General features: G+C 71.1%; 12 protein-coding genes. 5 read left to right on the top strand and 7 right to left on the bottom strand.

The genetic code is table 11. The features are described 5' to 3' along the window. Nucleotides 1–287: 287 nt before the first annotated feature. On the top strand, nucleotides 288–2462 hold the full coding sequence (dinG, locus tag EOD73_RS11525; RefSeq protein ID WP_127683155.1) for an ATP-dependent DNA helicase DinG: 2175 nt from the start codon (nucleotides 288–290) through the stop codon (nucleotides 2460–2462). A gap of 10 nt (nucleotides 2463–2472) precedes the next feature. After that, entirely contained in the window at nucleotides 2473–3261 is a 789-nt protein-coding gene (locus EOD73_RS11520; protein WP_127683154.1) for a DODA-type extradiol aromatic ring-opening family dioxygenase, read from the top strand. Nucleotides 3262–3273: 12 nt separating this feature from the next. On the opposite strand, the gene EOD73_RS11515 is transcribed toward EOD73_RS11520, so the two are convergent. From EOD73_RS11515 to EOD73_RS11495, 5 genes are all read right to left on the bottom strand, one after another. Continuing rightward, entirely contained in the window at nucleotides 3274–5736 is a 2463-nt protein-coding gene (locus EOD73_RS11515; protein WP_127683153.1) for a tetratricopeptide repeat protein, read from the bottom strand. 131 nt (nucleotides 5737–5867) lie between these two features. Beyond that, nucleotides 5868–6731 (bottom strand): GNAT family N-acetyltransferase, encoded by an 864-nt coding sequence (locus tag EOD73_RS11510; protein ID WP_127683152.1) that lies wholly within the window; start codon nucleotides 6729–6731, stop codon nucleotides 5868–5870. A gap of 54 nt (nucleotides 6732–6785) precedes the next feature. After that, nucleotides 6786–8051 (bottom strand): glutamate-5-semialdehyde dehydrogenase, encoded by a 1266-nt coding sequence (locus EOD73_RS11505; protein WP_127683151.1) that lies wholly within the window; start codon nucleotides 8049–8051, stop codon nucleotides 6786–6788. A gap of 10 nt (nucleotides 8052–8061) precedes the next feature. Further along, nucleotides 8062–9954: an ATP-binding protein gene (locus tag EOD73_RS11500; protein WP_127683150.1), complete on the bottom strand. Its 1893-nt coding sequence runs from the start codon at nucleotides 9952–9954 to the stop codon at nucleotides 8062–8064. Between the two features lie 5 nt (nucleotides 9955–9959). Further along, on the bottom strand, nucleotides 9960–12524 hold the full coding sequence (locus EOD73_RS11495) for a DNA topoisomerase III (RefSeq protein ID WP_127683149.1): 2565 nt from the start codon (nucleotides 12522–12524) through the stop codon (nucleotides 9960–9962). A gap of 112 nt (nucleotides 12525–12636) precedes the next feature. Between EOD73_RS11495 and EOD73_RS11490 the strand changes: the two genes are divergently transcribed. The 3 genes from EOD73_RS11490 to EOD73_RS11480 are packed head-to-tail and all read left to right on the top strand — an operon-like array spanning nucleotide 12637 to nucleotide 14556. Further along, the gene (locus EOD73_RS11490; RefSeq protein ID WP_164846046.1) at nucleotides 12637–13098 is read left to right on the top strand and encodes an SET domain-containing protein; all 462 of its coding nucleotides are present in this window, start codon (nucleotides 12637–12639) and stop codon (nucleotides 13096–13098) included. Nucleotides 13099–13102: 4 nt separating this feature from the next. After that, entirely contained in the window at nucleotides 13103–13858 is a 756-nt protein-coding gene (locus tag EOD73_RS11485) for a biotin--[acetyl-CoA-carboxylase] ligase (protein ID WP_164846045.1), read from the top strand. Nucleotides 13859–13863: 5 nt separating this feature from the next. After that, on the top strand, nucleotides 13864–14556 hold the full coding sequence (locus EOD73_RS11480; RefSeq protein ID WP_127683146.1) for a hypothetical protein: 693 nt from the start codon (nucleotides 13864–13866) through the stop codon (nucleotides 14554–14556). Here EOD73_RS11480 and EOD73_RS11475 read toward each other — a convergent pair. Both EOD73_RS11475 and gap read right to left on the bottom strand, forming a co-directional pair. After that, nucleotides 14495–16219, bottom strand: coding sequence for a S8 family peptidase (locus tag EOD73_RS11475; protein ID WP_127683145.1), 1725 nt, complete (start codon nucleotides 16217–16219; stop codon nucleotides 14495–14497). The two genes, EOD73_RS11480 and EOD73_RS11475, sit on opposite strands and share 62 nt — an antisense overlap. Nucleotides 16220–16333: 114 nt before the next feature. Then, nucleotides 16334–17335 carry a type I glyceraldehyde-3-phosphate dehydrogenase gene (gene gap, locus EOD73_RS11470; RefSeq protein ID WP_127683144.1) on the bottom strand — a complete coding sequence of 334 codons (1002 nt, stop codon included), beginning with the start codon at nucleotides 17333–17335 and terminating at the stop codon, nucleotides 16334–16336. Nucleotides 17336–17351 lie beyond the last annotated feature (16 nt).

The following is a 17351-nucleotide window of genomic DNA, read 5'->3' as shown; positions in this document are numbered from 1 at the left end:
GGATTGCTGTCTGACCGCAGTGAGCGCAGCGAACGCAGGGAGTTCAATCCCGCAGCCCCCCGGAACGAGCAGCGCAGGGAACCCCAGCCGAAGGCTGGGGCGCTGGAGCCGGGGCGGGCGCTTTTCCCCCCTTTTGGCAAGACAAAAGGGGGTCGGGTGCAGGGGTGAAGCCCCTGCGGGCTGCAACGCAGAAGAAGCACCGGCACCTGTCATTGATTCGAACTGAACACACCCAACAGCGCCACGAGGGGGCCGCGGGGCCCCAGGCCCCAGACAATCCGCCCCCCATGCCCGTCTCCCCCGCCGACCTGCACCGCGACCTCGACGCGCTGTACGACACCCTGATCGCCACCGTCCCCGGCGCCACCCCGCGCGCCGGGCAACGCGAAATGCTGCTGGCCATCGGCGACGCCCTGGCCGAGGCCGCCTTCGAGCCCGAGGCCCCCACGCGCGTGGCCGTGATCGAGGCCGGCACCGGCGTGGGCAAGACGCGCGCCTACCTCGCCGCCGCCATCACCCTGGCGCGCCGCGCGGGCGTCAAGGTTGTCGTCAGCACCTCCACCGTGGCGCTGCAAGAGCAAGTCATCGGCAAGGACCTGCCCGAGCTGGGCGACGCGCTGGAGGTGGCGCCCACCGTGGCCCTGCTCAAGGGCCGCGGCCGCTACCTGTGCCCGGTGAAGTTGGAGCAGGCCTGCACCGGCGAGCAAGTGGGGCTGGCCGACCTGGCCCCGCCCGGCGACGAAACCGCCGAGCCCGAGCCCATGACCACGTTGCCGATCGAGCGCTGGCAGGCGCTGCGCCAGCGCTGGGACACCGGCCAGTGGGACGGCGAGCGCGACAGCCTGGGCCCCGACGACCTTGTGCAGTGGCACGCCATCGCGGCCGATCGCATGAGCTGCACCAGCCGCCAGTGCCCCAAGTTCCACCACTGCCCCTACTTCGACGCCAAGCGCGCCGCGGCCAAGGCCGACGTGCTGGTGGCCAACCACGACCTGGTGCTGGCCAGCCTGCGCAGCGACGCCAGCAGCCTGCCCAGCGGCGACCGCGCCATCTTCGTGTTCGACGAGGGCCACCACCTGGCCGAGACCGCGCTGGCCCACTTCGCCTGCGAGGCCACGCTCAGCGACCGCCGCTGGCTGCAGCGCCTGGAAAAGGCCCTGGTGCACGCCGCGCAGCTGCTGCGCTACCCCGGGGGCTTCGACGGCTGCGGCTCGCCCTTGAGCCAGGCCCTGGACGAGCTGATGCGCGCCGTGATGGCCGAGGCCGGCTGGGGCGCGGTGAGCGAGCTGCAGGAAATGGGGCGTGGCACCCAGGCCCCCGCGCGCGTGCGTTTCGAGCACGGCCTGCTGCCCGCCGCCCTCGTCGGCCCCTGGCAGGCGGTGCGCGACTGCGCGCAGCGCCTGCACGACAAGGCCACCGAGTTCTCGGCCTTCCTCAAGGCCGAGCGCGCCGCCGACGACACCCTGGGCCCGCTCATCGCGCTGCAGGTGGCCGAGATCGGCCCGCCCTTCAAACGCCTGGCCGACGTGCTGGAAACCGCCCAGCTCACCCTGAGCGAACCCGACGAGGGCGAGCCCCCGGTGGCCAAATGGCTGGACTTCAGTTTGGGCGGCGCGCACCTGCGCGTCACCGCCCGGGCCTGCCCCTTGCTGGCCAGCAGCGTGCTGCGCCGCCACCTGTGGCCCGCCATGCGCGCCGTGGTCGTCACCTCGGCCACGCTCAAGGCCCTGGGCCGCTTCGACCACTTCCTGCGCGAGACCGGCCTGAGCGGCAAGCCCCACGTGCTCACGCGCGAGGTCAGCAGCCCCTTCGACCACGCGACCCAGGGCAAGCTTGTCGTCGTGCCCACCCGCGCCAGCCCCAAGGCGGCGCAAGAGCACACCGCCGAGGTGGCGCGCCTGATGCTGCAAGACTGGAAGCAAGTGCAACGCGGCGCGCTGGTGCTGTGCAGCAGCTGGGTGCAGCTCAACGCCATCGTGGCCGCCGCACCGGCGCACGTGCGCGAGCAGATGCGCGTGCAAGGCGAGGGCCCGCGCGACTGGCTGCTGCGCGAGCACCGCGCGGCCGTGGCGCGCGGCGAGCGCTCCATCCTGGTCGGCCTGCAAAGCTTCGGTGAGGGCCTGGACCTGCCCGGCGAGCTGTGCGAGTGGGTCTTCGTGCCCAAGCTGCCCTTCGCCAGTCCCGACGACCCCGTGGCCGAGGCCCGCGCCGAGTGGCTGCAGGTGCAAGGACGCAGCCCCTTCGTCGAGTCCGTGGTGCCCGCCACCGCCGTGCGCCTGGCGCAGTGGCTGGGCCGTGGCATCCGCAGCGAAACCGACCACGCCACGCTCGTTTGCTACGACGGCCGCCTGAGCGGCACCGCCTTCGGCCGCCAGATGCTGGCCGGCCTGCCCCCGTTCACGAAGGTGGAGCGACGCGACGGCGTCGAGACGCCCATCGTGCTGCCGAAAGTGAACCCCTGAGGACGATCCCATGAGCCTCTTCATCGGCCACGGCGCGCCCACCTTCGCGCTGGAACCCGGGCCTGAGGGCGCCGCCTTGCGCGCCTGGGCCCAAGCCCGCCCGCGGCCTGCCGCCGTGTGCGTCGTCTCGCCGCACTGGATGACGGCCGGCTTCGAAGTCGGCACCGTGGCCCAGCCCGAGACGATCCACGACTTCGGCGGCTTCGGCCCCGAGTTGGAGGCCCTGCAGTACCCCGCGCCGGGGCACCCCGCGCTGGCGCAGCGTGCCATCGATCTGTTGACCGCGGCGGGCGCGCAGCCCCGCGCCGACGCGCACCGCGGCCTGGACCATGGCGCCTGGGTGCCGCTGATGCACCTCTACCCCGAGGCCGACGTGCCCGCCTTCCAGGTCTCGCTGCCCGCGCGCATCGACGGCCAGGGTGGATCCATGGCCTTCGCCCTCGGCCGCGTGCTGGCCCCGCTGGCCGACGAGGGCGTGCTCGTCATCGGCAGTGGCAGCCTCACGCACAACCTGCGCGATCTCCGCGCGCCCGGCAGCCCCGAAGCGCCCCACGCCCGCGCCTTCGTCGAGCACGTGATGGCCCTGCTGGCCGCGCGCGACGAAGCCGGCCTGCAGGCCCTGTGGCCCAACGGCCTCGGCGCAGGCTTGGCCCGCCAAGCCCACCCCACGCCCGACCACTGGTGGCCCCTGCTGGTGGCGCTGGGCGCCGCGGGCGAGGGCTGGCAGGTCGAGCCCGTGGGGCCCGGCGGCCTGCGCTACGGCACCCTGTCGATGGCCAGCCTGGCCTTCGCGGCTTGAGTTGAGCTGAACTCAGCGCGCGCGCAGCGCTTGCTGCGCTTTGGCGTGACCCTGCGACGCCGCGCGCTGGAACCACTGTGTGGCCAATGCCGGGTCCTTGGGGGCGCCGACGCCGGTTTTGTGGGCCAAACCAAGTCGGTACTGCGCGTCATCCGAGTCTTTCGCCGCGGCCTTTCGCCACCACTGCATGGCCTCGGCCAAGCGATCGCGCTGCTGGCTCGGGCAGTGCCCCTCCTCGATCCAAACGCCCATTTCGTACATGGCATAGCTGGAAGGCTTGGCAGCGATTTCTCGCAGCTTGGCGCAAGCGGCGGCTTTGTCGGCCGGTTCTCCCAAGCCGTCGCGCTGCATCCGAGCCAGGCGCACCTTGGGCCAAGACATGCCTTGTTCGGCGCCTTGGACGTACAGGCGCCGCGCCTCGTCGATGTCCTTGTCCACGCCGGGTGCGCCTTCCTCCAGAAGGATGGCCAGGTTGTTGATGGCATTGTTGTTGCCAGCTTCGATGGCCTGCTTGTAGAGCGGAACGGCTTTGTCGGGCGCCTTGGGCGTTCCCAGGCCTTGGTGGTGCAACCAAGCGAGGTTGTTCAGGCCTTGCGGGTCCTTGCCTTCGGCAGCCTGCGTCGCGAAGGCAAAGGCCTTGCCCAGGTCCTTCGGCAATCCGATGCCGTTCTCGTACCAACTCGCAAGGTAAGCCTGCGCCTCGGCATTGCCTTGTGCGGCGGCCTTGTTGGCCCACTTGATGGCCGCCACTTGATCCTTGGGGACGCCATCGCCTAGGTGGTGGAGTCGTGCCAACCGGGCTTGGGCGCTAGCGTGATCCTGCATGGCGGCTCGGCGCAGGTAGCGGACGCCTTCTTTCGGATTGCGATCGATCCGGTAGCCGTTCTGCAGGGAGATGCCGAGCACCCATTCGCAGTGGGGGACACCAGCGTCCGCACAACTTTGAACCCACGCCGCGCATTGCCGGGACAACTCGGCATCGGCTTCCGATCCGCAGACTGACGAGACCGCAAGAACTTGCGCGATGACATCGCCCCTTGAGGCCGCTTTGCGCAGCCAAGCCTTCGCCTGCTCCGGATCCGCTTCGACCCCTTTGCCATCCAGCAACATGATGCCGACTTTGCGTTGGGCTCCCGCGTGTCCAGCCTCGGCCGCTTGGCGGTACCACTTCAACGCGCCCTCTGGGTCCGGAGGGTCGCCCTGTTCCCCCATCAGCAGGTTGGCCAGGGCCACTTGCCCGGCCGCATGTCCGGCCTCAGCTGCCGCTTGGAACGATGCGCGTGCCCCCGGTTTGTCGACGGGGCCGCCCCGTCCCTGCAGCAGCATCTCGCCCAACCCATAGTGCGCGGCACGGATGCCGCCCTCGGCGGCCACGCGGTACCAACGCCGTGCCGCCGCAAGATCGCGGGAGGCTGCGGGGCCGCTTTCGAGCATTCGGGCGAAGTTGTACTGCGCCCTCGGGAAGCCGGCTTCGGCCGCGGTGCGGTAGTGCGCCATGGCCTTGTCCAGGTGGCGGGCCACGCCCTGCCCAGTTTCGAAGGCCACGCCCAATTCGTTGCGCGCGACCAGGCTGCCGCCTTCGGCAGCACGCAGAAACAGCCGGCTGGCCTCGACCGGGTTCTTGTCGCCGCCTTCGCCGTCCATCAGCATTTGGGCCAACTGGACCATGGCAAACAGGTTTCCTTGGGCGGCGGCCAAGCGAAACCATTGCCGCGCCTTCAACGGGTCGGGGCTTCCCAAGACGTCGCCACGGTAGGCCTCCCCCAACGCCGCCTGGGCCACCGCATCGCCCCGCTCAGCGGCCGAAGCGAGCCACTTCTTGCCTTGGGTGGGGTTGGCGTCGGTGCCCTTCCCGTACAGAAGGCGATAGCCCAATCGGGTGGTGCTGCGGAGGTGGCCTTGCTCGGCCGCTTGCTGGTAGAGCTCCGTCGCTCCCCGGGGATCTGGGGCGCCGCCCGTCCCGGTGTCCAGCATGTCGGCCAGCTCGAAGAGGGCTTCCAGGTTGTCGTCGTCGGCGGCCTGGGCCAACAGGGTCCGCGCTCGGACTGGGTCGGCCTCTCCAAGCGCGCCCCGACGCAAGGCCAATCCCAAAGCGGCACGCCCCTGGGGCAACGACAGGGCCGCCGCCTCGAGGCGCTCCAGGGCCTTTGCCTTGTCGCTTTCGGTGGCCCGAGTCGGGTCCACCAGGACCAAGAGCCCCAAGACCAAGTCACCCCGCACGTCGCCCTGTTGCGCCACCGCCGTGGCCCACCGTTCGGCTGCCGGCAGGTCGGCGCGATGGCCCAGCCAGCCGGTGCTGATGACAGCCAAGGCCACTTGCGCCTCGACATCGCCGGCCTCGGCCCTTCGCGTCAGCTCTTCGATCGGAACGCCCGCCTCTGCGGACACCAGCGGACTCAACCCGCGCAAGGGCGCCGCGTGCGCGGCATCCCAGCAAGCGCACGCCATCACCAACAAAACCAAGAGTCGTCTCATCGCCTTCCCTGAACAGCGCTTCTCAAGGCCGGATTCTCAGGAGGCGCGAGGGGGTTGAACGGGGCGCCCCGCCCAATCAGGGGGCAGGCCCCCGGCGCGGGCAAGCGCCTGGCCGGCTGTGTCCCCCAGGGTCATCGCAAGTCGCAGCGCATCAGCCACTGCCAGAGCGGCTCGGTCTCGAAACCCAGGCGGGTCAGCGCTTCGCCGCCGAGGTCGGGCCGCTGCAGCGCGGGCACGGTGACCGTCGCCCCCGGGTGGGCGGCCAACAGCGCGCGGACCAGGACCTCGGCGTCGGCCTGGGCGGGGTCGTGGTCAACGAGCGAGCGCACGATCAGGCCGGCCGCCCGGTCGCCGCTCACCACGAGCTGCGCGCTGCCGCGTTGCCATGCCGTCCACGGCACCGTCAGCGCCTGCACCACGGGCGCCGAGACCTGCAAGTGCAGGTCGGGCAGGGCGGCGGCCGCGGCGTCCAACCACGCCAGCGCAGCGGCCTGGGGTTGGGCCCAGGCCGCGGGCATCGGGGTGGCGCCACCGGCCTCAGGGGCCACGAGCCGGTGCGCCCGCAGCGGATGCCGCGGCACGAAGCCGTGCTGCTCGTACAGGCGCATCGCCCGCGGGTTCTGCGCGAAGACCTCCAGCTCCAGGGCGGCCATGCCGGCCGCGCAGGCGCGCTGCAGCAGGTCCTGCAGCAACTGGCGCGCCGCGCCGCTGCCGCGGGCCTCGGGCACCGCGCCCATGGTGCCCAGGCGCCAGCGCGAGAGGGCCGGGCGCGGCGCCACCAGGGCAAAGGCCTGCACGTCACCCGTGGCGGCGTCCACGGCGGCGCGTCCCAGCGCCAAGTCGATGCCCTGCCGCGCCAGCAGGCCCGGCCACTGGGCCAGGTCCAGCTGGAAGGGGCCGGCCACGTAGTCGGCAAAGGCGCGCGTGAAGGCGGCGTGCAGGGCTTCCGCCGGCAACCGATCGGTGGGGACGAGGGACGGGGTGGAGGCGGTCATGCGGCGATTCTCCGCAGCCGCGCGGGGCGCCCCGCGAGGCCGTGCCGCCGGGGCTCAAGTGCGAACCTGCCCCTCGCCCAGCACCACCCACTTGTAGGTCGTCAGCCCTTCCAGCCCCACCGGCCCGCGGGCGTGGAGCTTGTCGGTGCTGATGCCGATTTCGGCGCCCAGGCCGTACTCGAAACCGTCGGCGAATCGCGTGCTGGCGTTGACCATGACGCTGGCCGAATCCACTTCGCGCAGGAAGCGCATGGCGCTGGGGTGGTGGGTGGTGAGGATGGCGTCGGTGTGGTGGCTGCCGTGCTGGTTGATGTGGGCGATGGCCGCGTCGAGGTCGTCGACCAGCTTCACGGAGATGTCCAGCGACAGGTACTCGGTGCCCCAGTCGGCCTCGGTGGCGGGCACGGCCGCGGTGGTCACTCGCTGCAGGAGCGGCAGGCTGTCGGGGCAGGCGTGGAAGGTCACGCCCTTCGCAGCCCACAGCGCGGCCAGGCGCGGCAGGAATTCGGCGGCCACGGCGCGGTGCACCAGCAGGCTTTCCGTCGCATTGCAGGGGCTGACCTTCTGCGTTTTGGCGTTGTCCACCACGGTCAAGGCCTGGGCCAGGTCGGCGTGGGCGTCGACGTAGCAGTGGCAGTTGCCGTCCAGGTGCTTGAGCACGGGCACGGTGGCCTCGGCGCTGACGCGCTCGATCAGGCCCTTGCCGCCGCGCGGGATCAGCAGGTCGATGTCGGCCCGGCACAGCCAGCCCACGGCGGCCCGGTCGGGGGTGTCGATGAGCTGCACGGCGGCCTCGGGCAGTTGCGCCTCGCGCAGGGCCTCTTGCACCAGTTGGATCAGCGCGCGGTTGCTGTGCAGGGCCTCGGAGCCGCCGCGCAGGATGCAGGCGTTGCCGCTCTTGATGGCGAGGCTGGCGGCCTCGATGCTGACGTTGGGGCGGCTCTCGAACACCATGCCGAACAGGCCCAGGGGCACGCGCATCTGGCCCACCTGAATGCCGCTGGGGCGGCGCTGCAGGTTCGTCATGGCGCCGACGGGGTCGAGCAGGGCGGCGATTTGCTCGCAGCCTTCGGCCAGGGTGGCGAGCGTGGCGGCGTCCAGCACCAGGCGTGCACGCAGCGGGGCGTCCAGGTGGGCGGCGGCGGCCAGGTCTTGCGCGTTGGCGGCCTGCAAGGCCTCGGGCGCGGCGCGCAAGCGACGCGCCAGCGCGTGCAGCGCGGCGTTGCGCGCGGCGGTGGAGGCGCGCGCCATCCGGCGGCTGGCCTCGCGCGCGGCGCGGTTCAGGGCGGAAAGGGCGGGAAGGAGGCCGTCGGTGTCCATGCCCCGATTGTTAGGGCAGGCTTCCCAAGGGTTCGTAGATGGCGAGGTCGAGCTCAAACGAGAAGCGACTGCCCTGGCCGGGCGCGCTGTCGAGCTCGAGCTGGCTGTTCATCAGCGACAGCAGCTGCGCGCAGATCGTCAGGCCCAGGCCGCTGCCGCCGCTGCGGCGCTGCGCCACGTCGCTGACCTGGGCGAAGGGCTCGAACAGGTGCGCGCGCTGGGCCTTGCTCATGCCGATGCCGGTGTCGCTGACCACGAACTGCAGGCTCACGCGGCCGGCCGTGCGTTCGGTGACGCGCAGCTCCAGGCTCACCAGGCCCTGGTCGGTGAACTTGACGGCGTTGGACAGCAGGTTCAGCAGCACCTGGCGCAGGCGCTGGCCGTCCACCAGCACGCGGTAGGGCAGCTGCGGGTCGATCTTGATTTGCAGGCCGAGTTGCTTGGCCTGGGCGCGCAGGCGCACGGCGTCGGTGCACAGCTCGGCCAGCGAGGCCAGTTGCACCGGGGCCAGGTTCAAGCGCAGGCGGCCGGCTTCGATGGCGGCCAGGTCCAGCAGCTCGGTGATCATGGCCAGCAGGTGCTCGCCCGAGTCGACGATGAGGCCGAGCTGGCGCCGGGTGTCCATCGGCAGGGCGTCGTTCATCTGCGCCAGCTGCGAAAAGCTCAGGATGGCGTTGAGCGGCGTGCGGAACTCGTGGCTCATGGCCGCCAGGAAGCGGCTCTTGGCCTCGCTGGCGGCTTCGGCGCGCTGCTTGGCCTCGATGAGCTCGGTGGTGCGCGCCTGCACCAGCTCTTCCAGCTCCTCGCGGTGCAGGCTCAAGGCCTTCTCGGCGGCGCGCCGCTCGGTGATGTCCAGCAGCATGCCCTGGTAGAGGGGGCGCTCGCTGGCGTCGGCCACAACGCGGTGCAGCGAGAGCTCCACCCACAGGGTGCGCCCGCTGCGGGTCGTGATGGGCATGGGCAGGTTGGTGACCGAGTCTTGGCGGGCCAGGCGGTCGGCGATGTGGCGCCGGTCGTCGCGCGCGATGCGCACCAGGCGCGTGGGGCGGCGGCTCTGCGCCAGGGCCTGGGCGGCGTTGCCGAAGTCCAGCATGGTCGCCAGGGCGTTGTTGACGTCGACCAGGCGCCCGCGGTGGTCCAGCTGGAACAGGCCCTCGCCGGCGTTCTCGAACAGGCTGCGGTAGCGCTGCTCGCTGACGTGCAGTTCGTGGGCCGAGCCTTGGATCTGCCGGGCCATGTGCGTGAGCTGCTCGGCCAGCACGCCGAGCTCGTCCTGGGCCTGCGCAGGCATGGGAGCGTCCCACTGGCCGTGGGCCAGGCGTTGGCTCCAATCGCCCACCTGCTGCAGGCGCCGGCGCACCAGGCGGTCCAGCCAAAGGTAGGCCACGACCGAGAGGGTGAGCAGCAGCGCGGCCAGCAGCGCGAGGATGAAAAGGCGGGCGTCGCGCTGGGTTTGGCGCAACTGGGCCTGGTTCATCACCATCTCGGCCCGGCCCACGCGCGTGGCGCCGGCGCTGCCGGTGCCGCTGTAGTCGATGTCGAACGCGACCGTGGGCCCCGCCTCGGTCGCGGGGCCGCTGTGGGGCTTCTGGCGCGCCAAGCTGCCCCCAGGCAGGCCGGGCGCGTGGATCTCGATGCGGTCGACCGCCGGGTCCATCAGAAGGCCTTGCAGCACGCTGTCCACGGCCGCGCCGTCCACGTTCCACAGGGGCGTGGCCAGGCCGCGCTTGCCCAGCTCCACCAGGGTGGTCTGGTGCTGCTGGAACTGCCGGTCCAGGCGGTCTTGCTCGAAGGCCTGCCAGCCCAGCCCGGCCAGCAGCACGATGAGCCCTGCGCTCAGCGCCAGGGCGGCCAGCAGGCGGAACTGCAGGCTGCCCGGCTTGGCGCGAAGGAACTCGGGCACCGACCTCAGGCCCGCTTGCGCGCGGCCGTCTTGCTGGCCTTGGCGGCCGCGCCGGGCTTCTTCTCGGGCCGCGGCTCGAACTCGAAGTTCACCTTGCCCGCCTTGGCATCGAACACCAGCTTGGCCTTGAATTTGCGCCGCGTGCGGTTGCTGACGAAGTTTTCCAGGTAGTCGGTGCCGCCCTCGGCCAAGAGCTTGCTCATCTGCGCCGGCTCGATGGGCTGGGTCAGGATGATCTTGCCGCTCTTGAAGTCGCAGCTGACCTTGTCGCCCACGGCGTGCTCGCACACGTAGTTGCTGCCGTGCTCGAACACGCGGCCTTGGCACTTCGGGCAGGCGCCCAGCGGCGATTGCGCGCTGAAGTCCACCGGCTCGCCGTCGTCGCCGGCCTTGTCGTCGCCGAAGTCGAACTCGAGCTTCCAGTTCTTGATCTCGTCGTCGCGCACCAGCTGCAGCTCGGCCGTGAAGGGGCGGCCCATGCGCGAGCGAAAGCCCTCCAAGGGGCCGATGCGCTTGTCACGCAGGAACTGCTCCACCTCGGCCAGCTCGAAGCTGCGACCGCCGGGGATCTTGGTGATGGAGAACTCGCAGGCCGTGCAGGCGAAGCGGCGGTAGTTCTCTTTGACCACGCCGCCGCAGTTGGGGCAGGGCGTGCTGAGCGTGGCGTAGTCGCCCGGGATGGTGTCGCGGTCGTAGCTCTTGGCCTTGGCCACCACGCGCTCGGCCATCTTGGCGATGTCGGCCATGAAGGCCTCGCGGCTGAGCTTGCCCTTCTCCATCTGGCTGAGCTGGTACTCCCATTGGCCGGTCAGCTCGGGCTGGGTCAGCTCCTCGACCTCCAGGCCGCGCAGCAGGGTCATCAGCTGGAAGGCCTTGGCCGTGGGGATGAGCTCGCGGCCTTCGCGCAGCAGGTACTTCTCGGTCAGCAAGCCTTCGATGATGCTGGCTCGCGTGGCCGGGGTGCCCAGGCCGCGCTCGGCCATGGCCTCGCGGTACTCGTCGTCGTCGATGAGCTTGCCCGCGCCTTCCATGGCGCCCAGCAGCGTGGCTTCGGTGTAGCGCGCCGGCGGCTTGGTGTGCAGGCCTTTGACGTCCACGCTCTCCGCCCGCACCACCTCGCCCGGGGCCACGGCCACCAGGGTGGCGTCGTCGTCCTGCGCCTCTTTGCCGTACACGGCCAGCCAACCGGGGTTGACCAGCACCTTGCCGTTGGTTTGGAACTGGTGGCCGGCGGCGGTGCTGATGCGCGTGGTGACCTGGAATTCGGCCGCCGGGAAGAACACGGCCAGGAAGCGCTTGACCACCAGCTCGTACAGCTTGGCCTCGGCCTCGCTCAGGCTCGAGGGCGACTGCAACGTGGGGATGATGGCGAAGTGGTCGCTGACCTTGGTGTTGTCGAACACCTTCTTGGTCGGCTTGATGTAGCCGGCCTTCAAGGCCGTGGCCGCGTGCTGGCTCAGGGCGCCCAGCGGGCCCGGCAGGTCGGCGTCGCGCAGCATTTCGGCCGTTTGCTTGGCCACGGGCACGTAGTCCTCGGGCAGGTGGCGGCTGTCGGTCCGCGGGTAGGTCAGGGCCTTGTGCTTTTCGTACAGGGCTTGGGCCAGGGCCAGGGTGGTCTTGGCGCTGAAGCCGAAGCGGGAGTTGGCCTCGCGCTGCAGCGTGGTCAGGTCGAACAGCGTGGGGCTGGCCTGGGTGCTGGGCTTGCTTTCTTCCGTGACCGTGGCGGGCTGGCCCTTCACGGCCTTGGCGATGGCCTCGGCGGCCGCCTGGTCCCACAGACGGTCGGCGCGGGCATCGGGGTCGTCGCCCTTCTTGAAGCCCGGCTGGATGTACTTGCCCTCGTACTGGCCGGCGGCGGCGTCGAACTCGGCGCGCACCTCCCAGTAGGGGCGGGCCACGTGCTTGCGGATCTTTTCTTCGCGTTCCACCACGATCGACAGGGTGGGCGTTTGCACCCGGCCCACGGTGGTGAGGAAGAAGCCGCCGTCGCGGCTGTTGAAGGCCGTCATGGCCCGGGTGCCGTTGATGCCCATCAGCCAGTCGGCCTCGGAGCGGCAACGCGCGGCGTCGGCCAGGGGCAGCAGCTGCTCGTCGCTGCGCAGCGCGGCAAAGCCGTCGCGGATGGCCTGCGGCGTCATGCTCTGCAGCCACAGGCGCTGGATGGGTTTGTCGAACTTGCCGCGCGCCGGTTGGGCGTACTGCACGATCAAGCGGAAGATCAACTCGCCTTCGCGGCCCGCGTCACAGGCGTTGATGAGTTGGCCGACGTCCTTGCGGCGGATGAGCTTGACCAGCGCGTTCAGCCGGCCCTTGCTCTTGTCGATGGGCTGCAGGTCGAAGTGCGGTGGGATCACCGGCAGGTTGGCAAAGCTCCACTTGCCGCGCTTGGGGTCCACGCCCTCGGGGGCGGCGATCTCCACCAGGTGGCCGACGGCCGAGCTGACGACGTAGTGCTCGTTCTCGTGGTACTCGTCGTGCTTCTCGAACTTGCCGCTGCTGGGCGTGAGCGCACGCACGATGTCGAGGGCCACGGAGGGCTTTTCGGCGATGACCAGGGTCTTGAGGCTCATGCGGGATCGTTCTCGGTTCAAAGGTGGGCTGCTGCACAATGCGCCGCCTCTCGCGTGCGTGTGCGCACACGCTCACGCGCGCACGCCCACACAAAACCACTGTAGCGAAGCCATGCCCGCCGCCAAGACCCCGTCCCGCATCCAGGTGAAACAGTCGGGCGTGCACGGTCGGGGCGTCTACGCCGTGGCGCCGATCGCCGCGGGCGAGAAGGTCATCGAGTACAAGGGTGAACGCATCGACTGGGAGGAGGCCGAGCGGCGCCACCCCCACGACCCGAGCGACCCCAACCACACCTTCTATTTCCAGCTCGAATCGGGCCTGACGATCGACGCCCTGTACGGCGGCAATGACGCGCGCTGGATCAACCACAGCTGCGCGCCCAACTGCGAGACCGAGGAGATCCAGGGCCGCGTCTGGATCAAGGCGCTGCGCGACCTGCAGCCGGGCGAGGAGCTGTTCTACGACTACCGCCTGGTGCTCGACGCGCGCTATACGCCCAAGCTCAAGCGGGCCTACCAGTGCCTGTGCGGCGCCCCCAACTGCCGGGGCACCATGCTGGCGCCCAAGCGCTGACCCCATGGCGGGCGACGCGCTGACGGCTTTGCGCCTGGCCCTGGGTCCGGGCTTCGACCTGCAGGCCGTGGCCGAGTGCCCGTCCACCAACTCCACTTTGCTCGAGGCCGCGCGCCAGGGCTTGAGCGCCCCGCGCCTGCTGGTGGCCGACCGGCAAACCGCCGGGCGCGGCCGCCTGGGCCGGGCTTGGCACAGCTGGCCGGGCGCCTCGCTGACCTTCAGCCTGGCCTGGCCCTGGCAGGGCGCGCCGCTGACCGGCCTGTCCTTGGCCGTGGGCGCGGCCCTGGCCGAGGCCCTGGAGCCGCAGGGCCAGCGCATGCGCCTGAAGTGGCCCAACGACCTGCGCCTGGACGAGGCCAAGCTCGGCGGCATCCTCATCGAGACCGTGCTGAAGGGCGATCGCGTGCAAGCCGTGGTCGTGGGCGTGGGCCTGAACGTGGCCGAGCCCGAGGCCGACCCCGGCCAGCCAGCCGCCGGCCTGCAGCGCCTGGACCCGCGTTGGACGGCCAGCACGGCCTTGGCCTGCGTGGGGCCAGCGCTGGTGGCCCTGTTGAACGGCTGGCCGCGCGAAGGCTGGGCGGGTTGGCGCACGGCCTTCGAGGCGCGCGACGCCTTGCGCGGCCTGCGCGTGCAAGCCGGGGCCCTGCAAGGCACCGTGCTGGGGGTGGATGGCGAGGGCGCGCTGACCCTGCGCGACGACGCCGGGGGGCTGCACGCCGTCGCGGCGGGCGAGGTGAGCGTGCGATCGATGGAAGGCTGACGACGATGTTGCGCTGGATCTTGGTGGTGCTCTTGGCGGCCAACGCGCTGATGTGGGCGTGGGGCCGCGGTTGGTTGGGCGGTTCGCCGGGCTCGACCCAGCGCGAGCCCGAGCGCTTGGCGCAGCAGCAGTCGCCGGAGCGCTTGAAGTGGCTGAGCGCGGAAGAAGCGCAGAAGGTGCTGCGCCACGTGCCGGTGTGCCGCGAGGTGGGCCCGTGGCCCGACCTGGCCGCGGTGCCGGCCGCCCGGGCCGCTTTGGACGCGCTGGGAGTTCAGGGCTTGCAGGCCTGGGTGCACACCCAGCCCGGCGAGTGGGCGGTGGCCACGCGACCGGCCGACGACGCCGACGAACTGGCGCGCAAGAAGCAGGTGCTGGCCCGCGTGGGCGTGGAGGCCAAGGCCGAGCGCCTGGGCTCCGAGGCGCAGCGCAGCTGGGTGGTGTCGCGCCACAGCAGCCGCAACGAGGCGCAGGCCGAGCTCAACCGCTTGCGCGACAAAGGCTTGCGCGCCCTGCGCCTGGTGACGACCCAAGAGCCCAGCCGCAACTTCTACCTGCGCAGCGCCGATTGGCCGGCCGCGCAGGCCCAGGCCACGGGCGCCGACTGGCCCGGGGCGCCGCGTGCCTGCGCCGCGGGCCTCAGCGCGGTGCCGGAGGCGGCACCTGCGGCCGCTTCGAGCCCGGCTTCCGCCGGCCGTTGAGCCACAGGCCGGCGAAGGCCAGGCCCAACAACCAAGCGGGGTGCGAGGCCCCACCACCGCCGCCCCCGCCCGTGGCGGGTGCGGGTGGGGCCGGGGGCGGCGCACCGACCGAGGCCACGGCCGCGCGCGCGTCGAGCATGCCGGCGCCGCAGGTGGTGGCGGTGCAGTAGCACTCCAGCACCTCCGTGCCGGTGACCGGGGCCGGGCAGGCGTTCACGGTGCTGCCGCTGCCACTGGTCGGGAAGGGGCGCGCGGTGCTGGTCAGGGCGGTCCGCACCTGGGCGGCCGTCAGGCTGGGGTCGCGGGCGTACAGCAAGGCGGCCACGCCGGCCACCAGGGGCGTGGCGAAGCTGGTGCCCACCGCCGCCTCGTTGTAGGTGTAGGTGTTGGCCGCCGGGCCGCGCGTGCCGCTGTTGCTGGTGGTGACCATCGGGTACAGGCAGCTGCCGTTCAGGTTCACGCAATTGCCGCCGGGGGCGGCCAGCGCGACCTCGGGGCCCATGCTGGAAAAGCCCACCTTGCTGCCCACGTGCCGCAGGCCGGCCACGGCGATGGCGCCGGTGCAGTTGGCCGGGCTGTCCACCGGCTCGCCGGCCGAGTTGCCGGCGGCCACGATGGCCACCGCGTTGCGCGCGGTCGCTTCAGCGAAAGCTTCCACGTACAGGGCGCCGGTGCTGCCCGTGCAAGGGCCCGTGCCACCGAGGCTGAGGTTGAGGACCTTGGCCGGCGTGGTGTTGACCGGCAGGCCGGGCACCGAGGCGCCGACCGCCCACTTGATGCCGACCAAGATGTCGGAGTCGTAGCCGCCGCACTTGCCCAGCACGCGGATGGGCTGCACCTTGGTGGCCCAGCCCACGCCCGCCACGCCGACGCCGTTGTCGGCCGTGGCGGCGATCAGGCCGGCCACCTTGGTGCCGTGCCAGCTGCTGTCGTCGATGCTGTCGGCCGTGCAGCCGCTGCCCAAGGTGCCGCCGTCCACGTCGGCCTGCGAGACCCAGTCGCCGGGGTCGCTGGGATCGGGGTCGGCCAGGTCGCCGTCGTTGGCCACCGCCAGGCGCACGCTGCCGCCGCCGCCCGCGCCGATCATGTCGTAGCCCGGCACGAGGTTGGCCACGAGGTCGGGGTGGTCGAGGCGCACGCCGGTGTCCAGCACGGCCACGACCACGGTCGACGAGCCGGTGGTCAGGTCCCAGGCGCCCTCGGCGTTGATCGACGAGCGCACGTCACCGGCGGGCGGCTTCAGGTACCACTGCCCGGCCGCCGGGCCCACCCCGCCGCCATTGCCGTAGATGGGGTCGTTGGGCACGCGGCTGTGGCGGCGAATGCGGTCCACCGCCACCAGCTCCACCTGCGGGTCGCGCGCCAGGCGCTGGCGCAGGGTCTCGCTGTTCACGCCCCGTGCCGTGACGACCTGCGTGCGCGTGTCCAGTGCGCGGCCGGCGGTCAGGGTCAATCCCAGGCGCTGCCCCAGCGCGTCGGCGCGGCGTTGGGCCACGTCGGCCACCTCGTGCGCGTCGGCGCGGGCGGCCAGGCGGCGGGCCTGCACCACCGGGGCGTCGGCCTTGAGGCGGACGATCAGGCGGGCTTCGGCTTCGGGGGTGGCTTGCACCGCGCTCGCGACGAGCAGGGCGGCCAGGGGGGTGAGGGCAAAGGCACGGTGCATGGGCGGACCTTGTTGGGGGCGATGCGCCGAGTTTAGGGAGCCTGGCCGTGGCACGCGCCCAAGAAAAAGCCCCGCACGGAGCGGGGCTTGTCGAGGCGCGTGGAATGCGACCGCTCAGGCGGCGACGACGCGCACCATCTCCAGGCACTTGTTGCTGTAGCCCCACTCGTTGTCGTACCAGCTCACGACCTTGACGAAGGTGCCGTCCAGGGCGATGCCGGCTTCGGCGTCGAACACCGAGGTGCAGGGCTCGCCACGGAAGTCGGTGGCCACGACCTTGTCCTCGGTGTAGCCCAGCACGCCCTTCAGGGCGCCTTGGCTCTGGGCCTTCATCTCGGCGCAGATCTCGGCGTAGGTGGCGGCGTTGTTCAGCTCCACCGTCAGGTCGACCACCGACACGTCGCTGGTGGGCACGCGGAACGACATGCCGGTCAGCTTCTTGTTCAGCTCGGGGATCACCACGCCCACGGCCTTGGCGGCACCGGTGCTGCTGGGGATGATGTTCTCCAGGATGCCGCGGCCGCCGCGCCAGTCCTTGTTGCTCGGGCCGTCCACGGTCTTTTGCGTCGCGGTGGCGGCGTGCACGGTGGTCATCAGGCCGCGCTTGATGCCCCACTTGTCGTTCAGCACCTTGGCCACCGGGGCCAGGCAGTTGGTGGTGCAGCTGGCGTTGCTGATGATGGTCTGGCCGGCGTAGGTCTGGTGGTTCACGCCGTACACGAACATCGGCGTGTCGTCCTTGCTCGGGGCGCTTTGGATGACCTTCTTGGCGCCGGCTTGCAGGTGTTTCTCGCAGGTTTCCTTGGTCAGGAACAGGCCGGTGGACTCGATCACCACCTCGGCGCCGACTTCGTTCCACTTCAGCTCGGCCGGGTCCTTCACGGCGGTCAGGCGGATCTTCTTGCCGTTGACGACCAGGGTGTTGCCGTCGACGCTGACGTCGCCTTGGAAGCGGCCGTGCACGCTGTCGTACTTCAGCATGTAGGCCAGGTAGTCGGGCTCCAGCAGGTCGTTGATGCCGACGATCTCGATCTCGTTCGAGAAGTTCTGAACGGCCGCACGGAACACCATGCGACCGATGCGGCCGAAGCCGTTGATGCCAACTTTGATGGTCATGAGAGTCTCCTAGGGG

This window comes from Inhella crocodyli (assembly GCF_004004565.1).
Classification (GTDB): domain Bacteria; phylum Pseudomonadota; class Gammaproteobacteria; order Burkholderiales; family Burkholderiaceae_C; genus Inhella; species Inhella crocodyli.
This window is presented reverse-complemented; position numbering and strand designations above follow the sequence as displayed.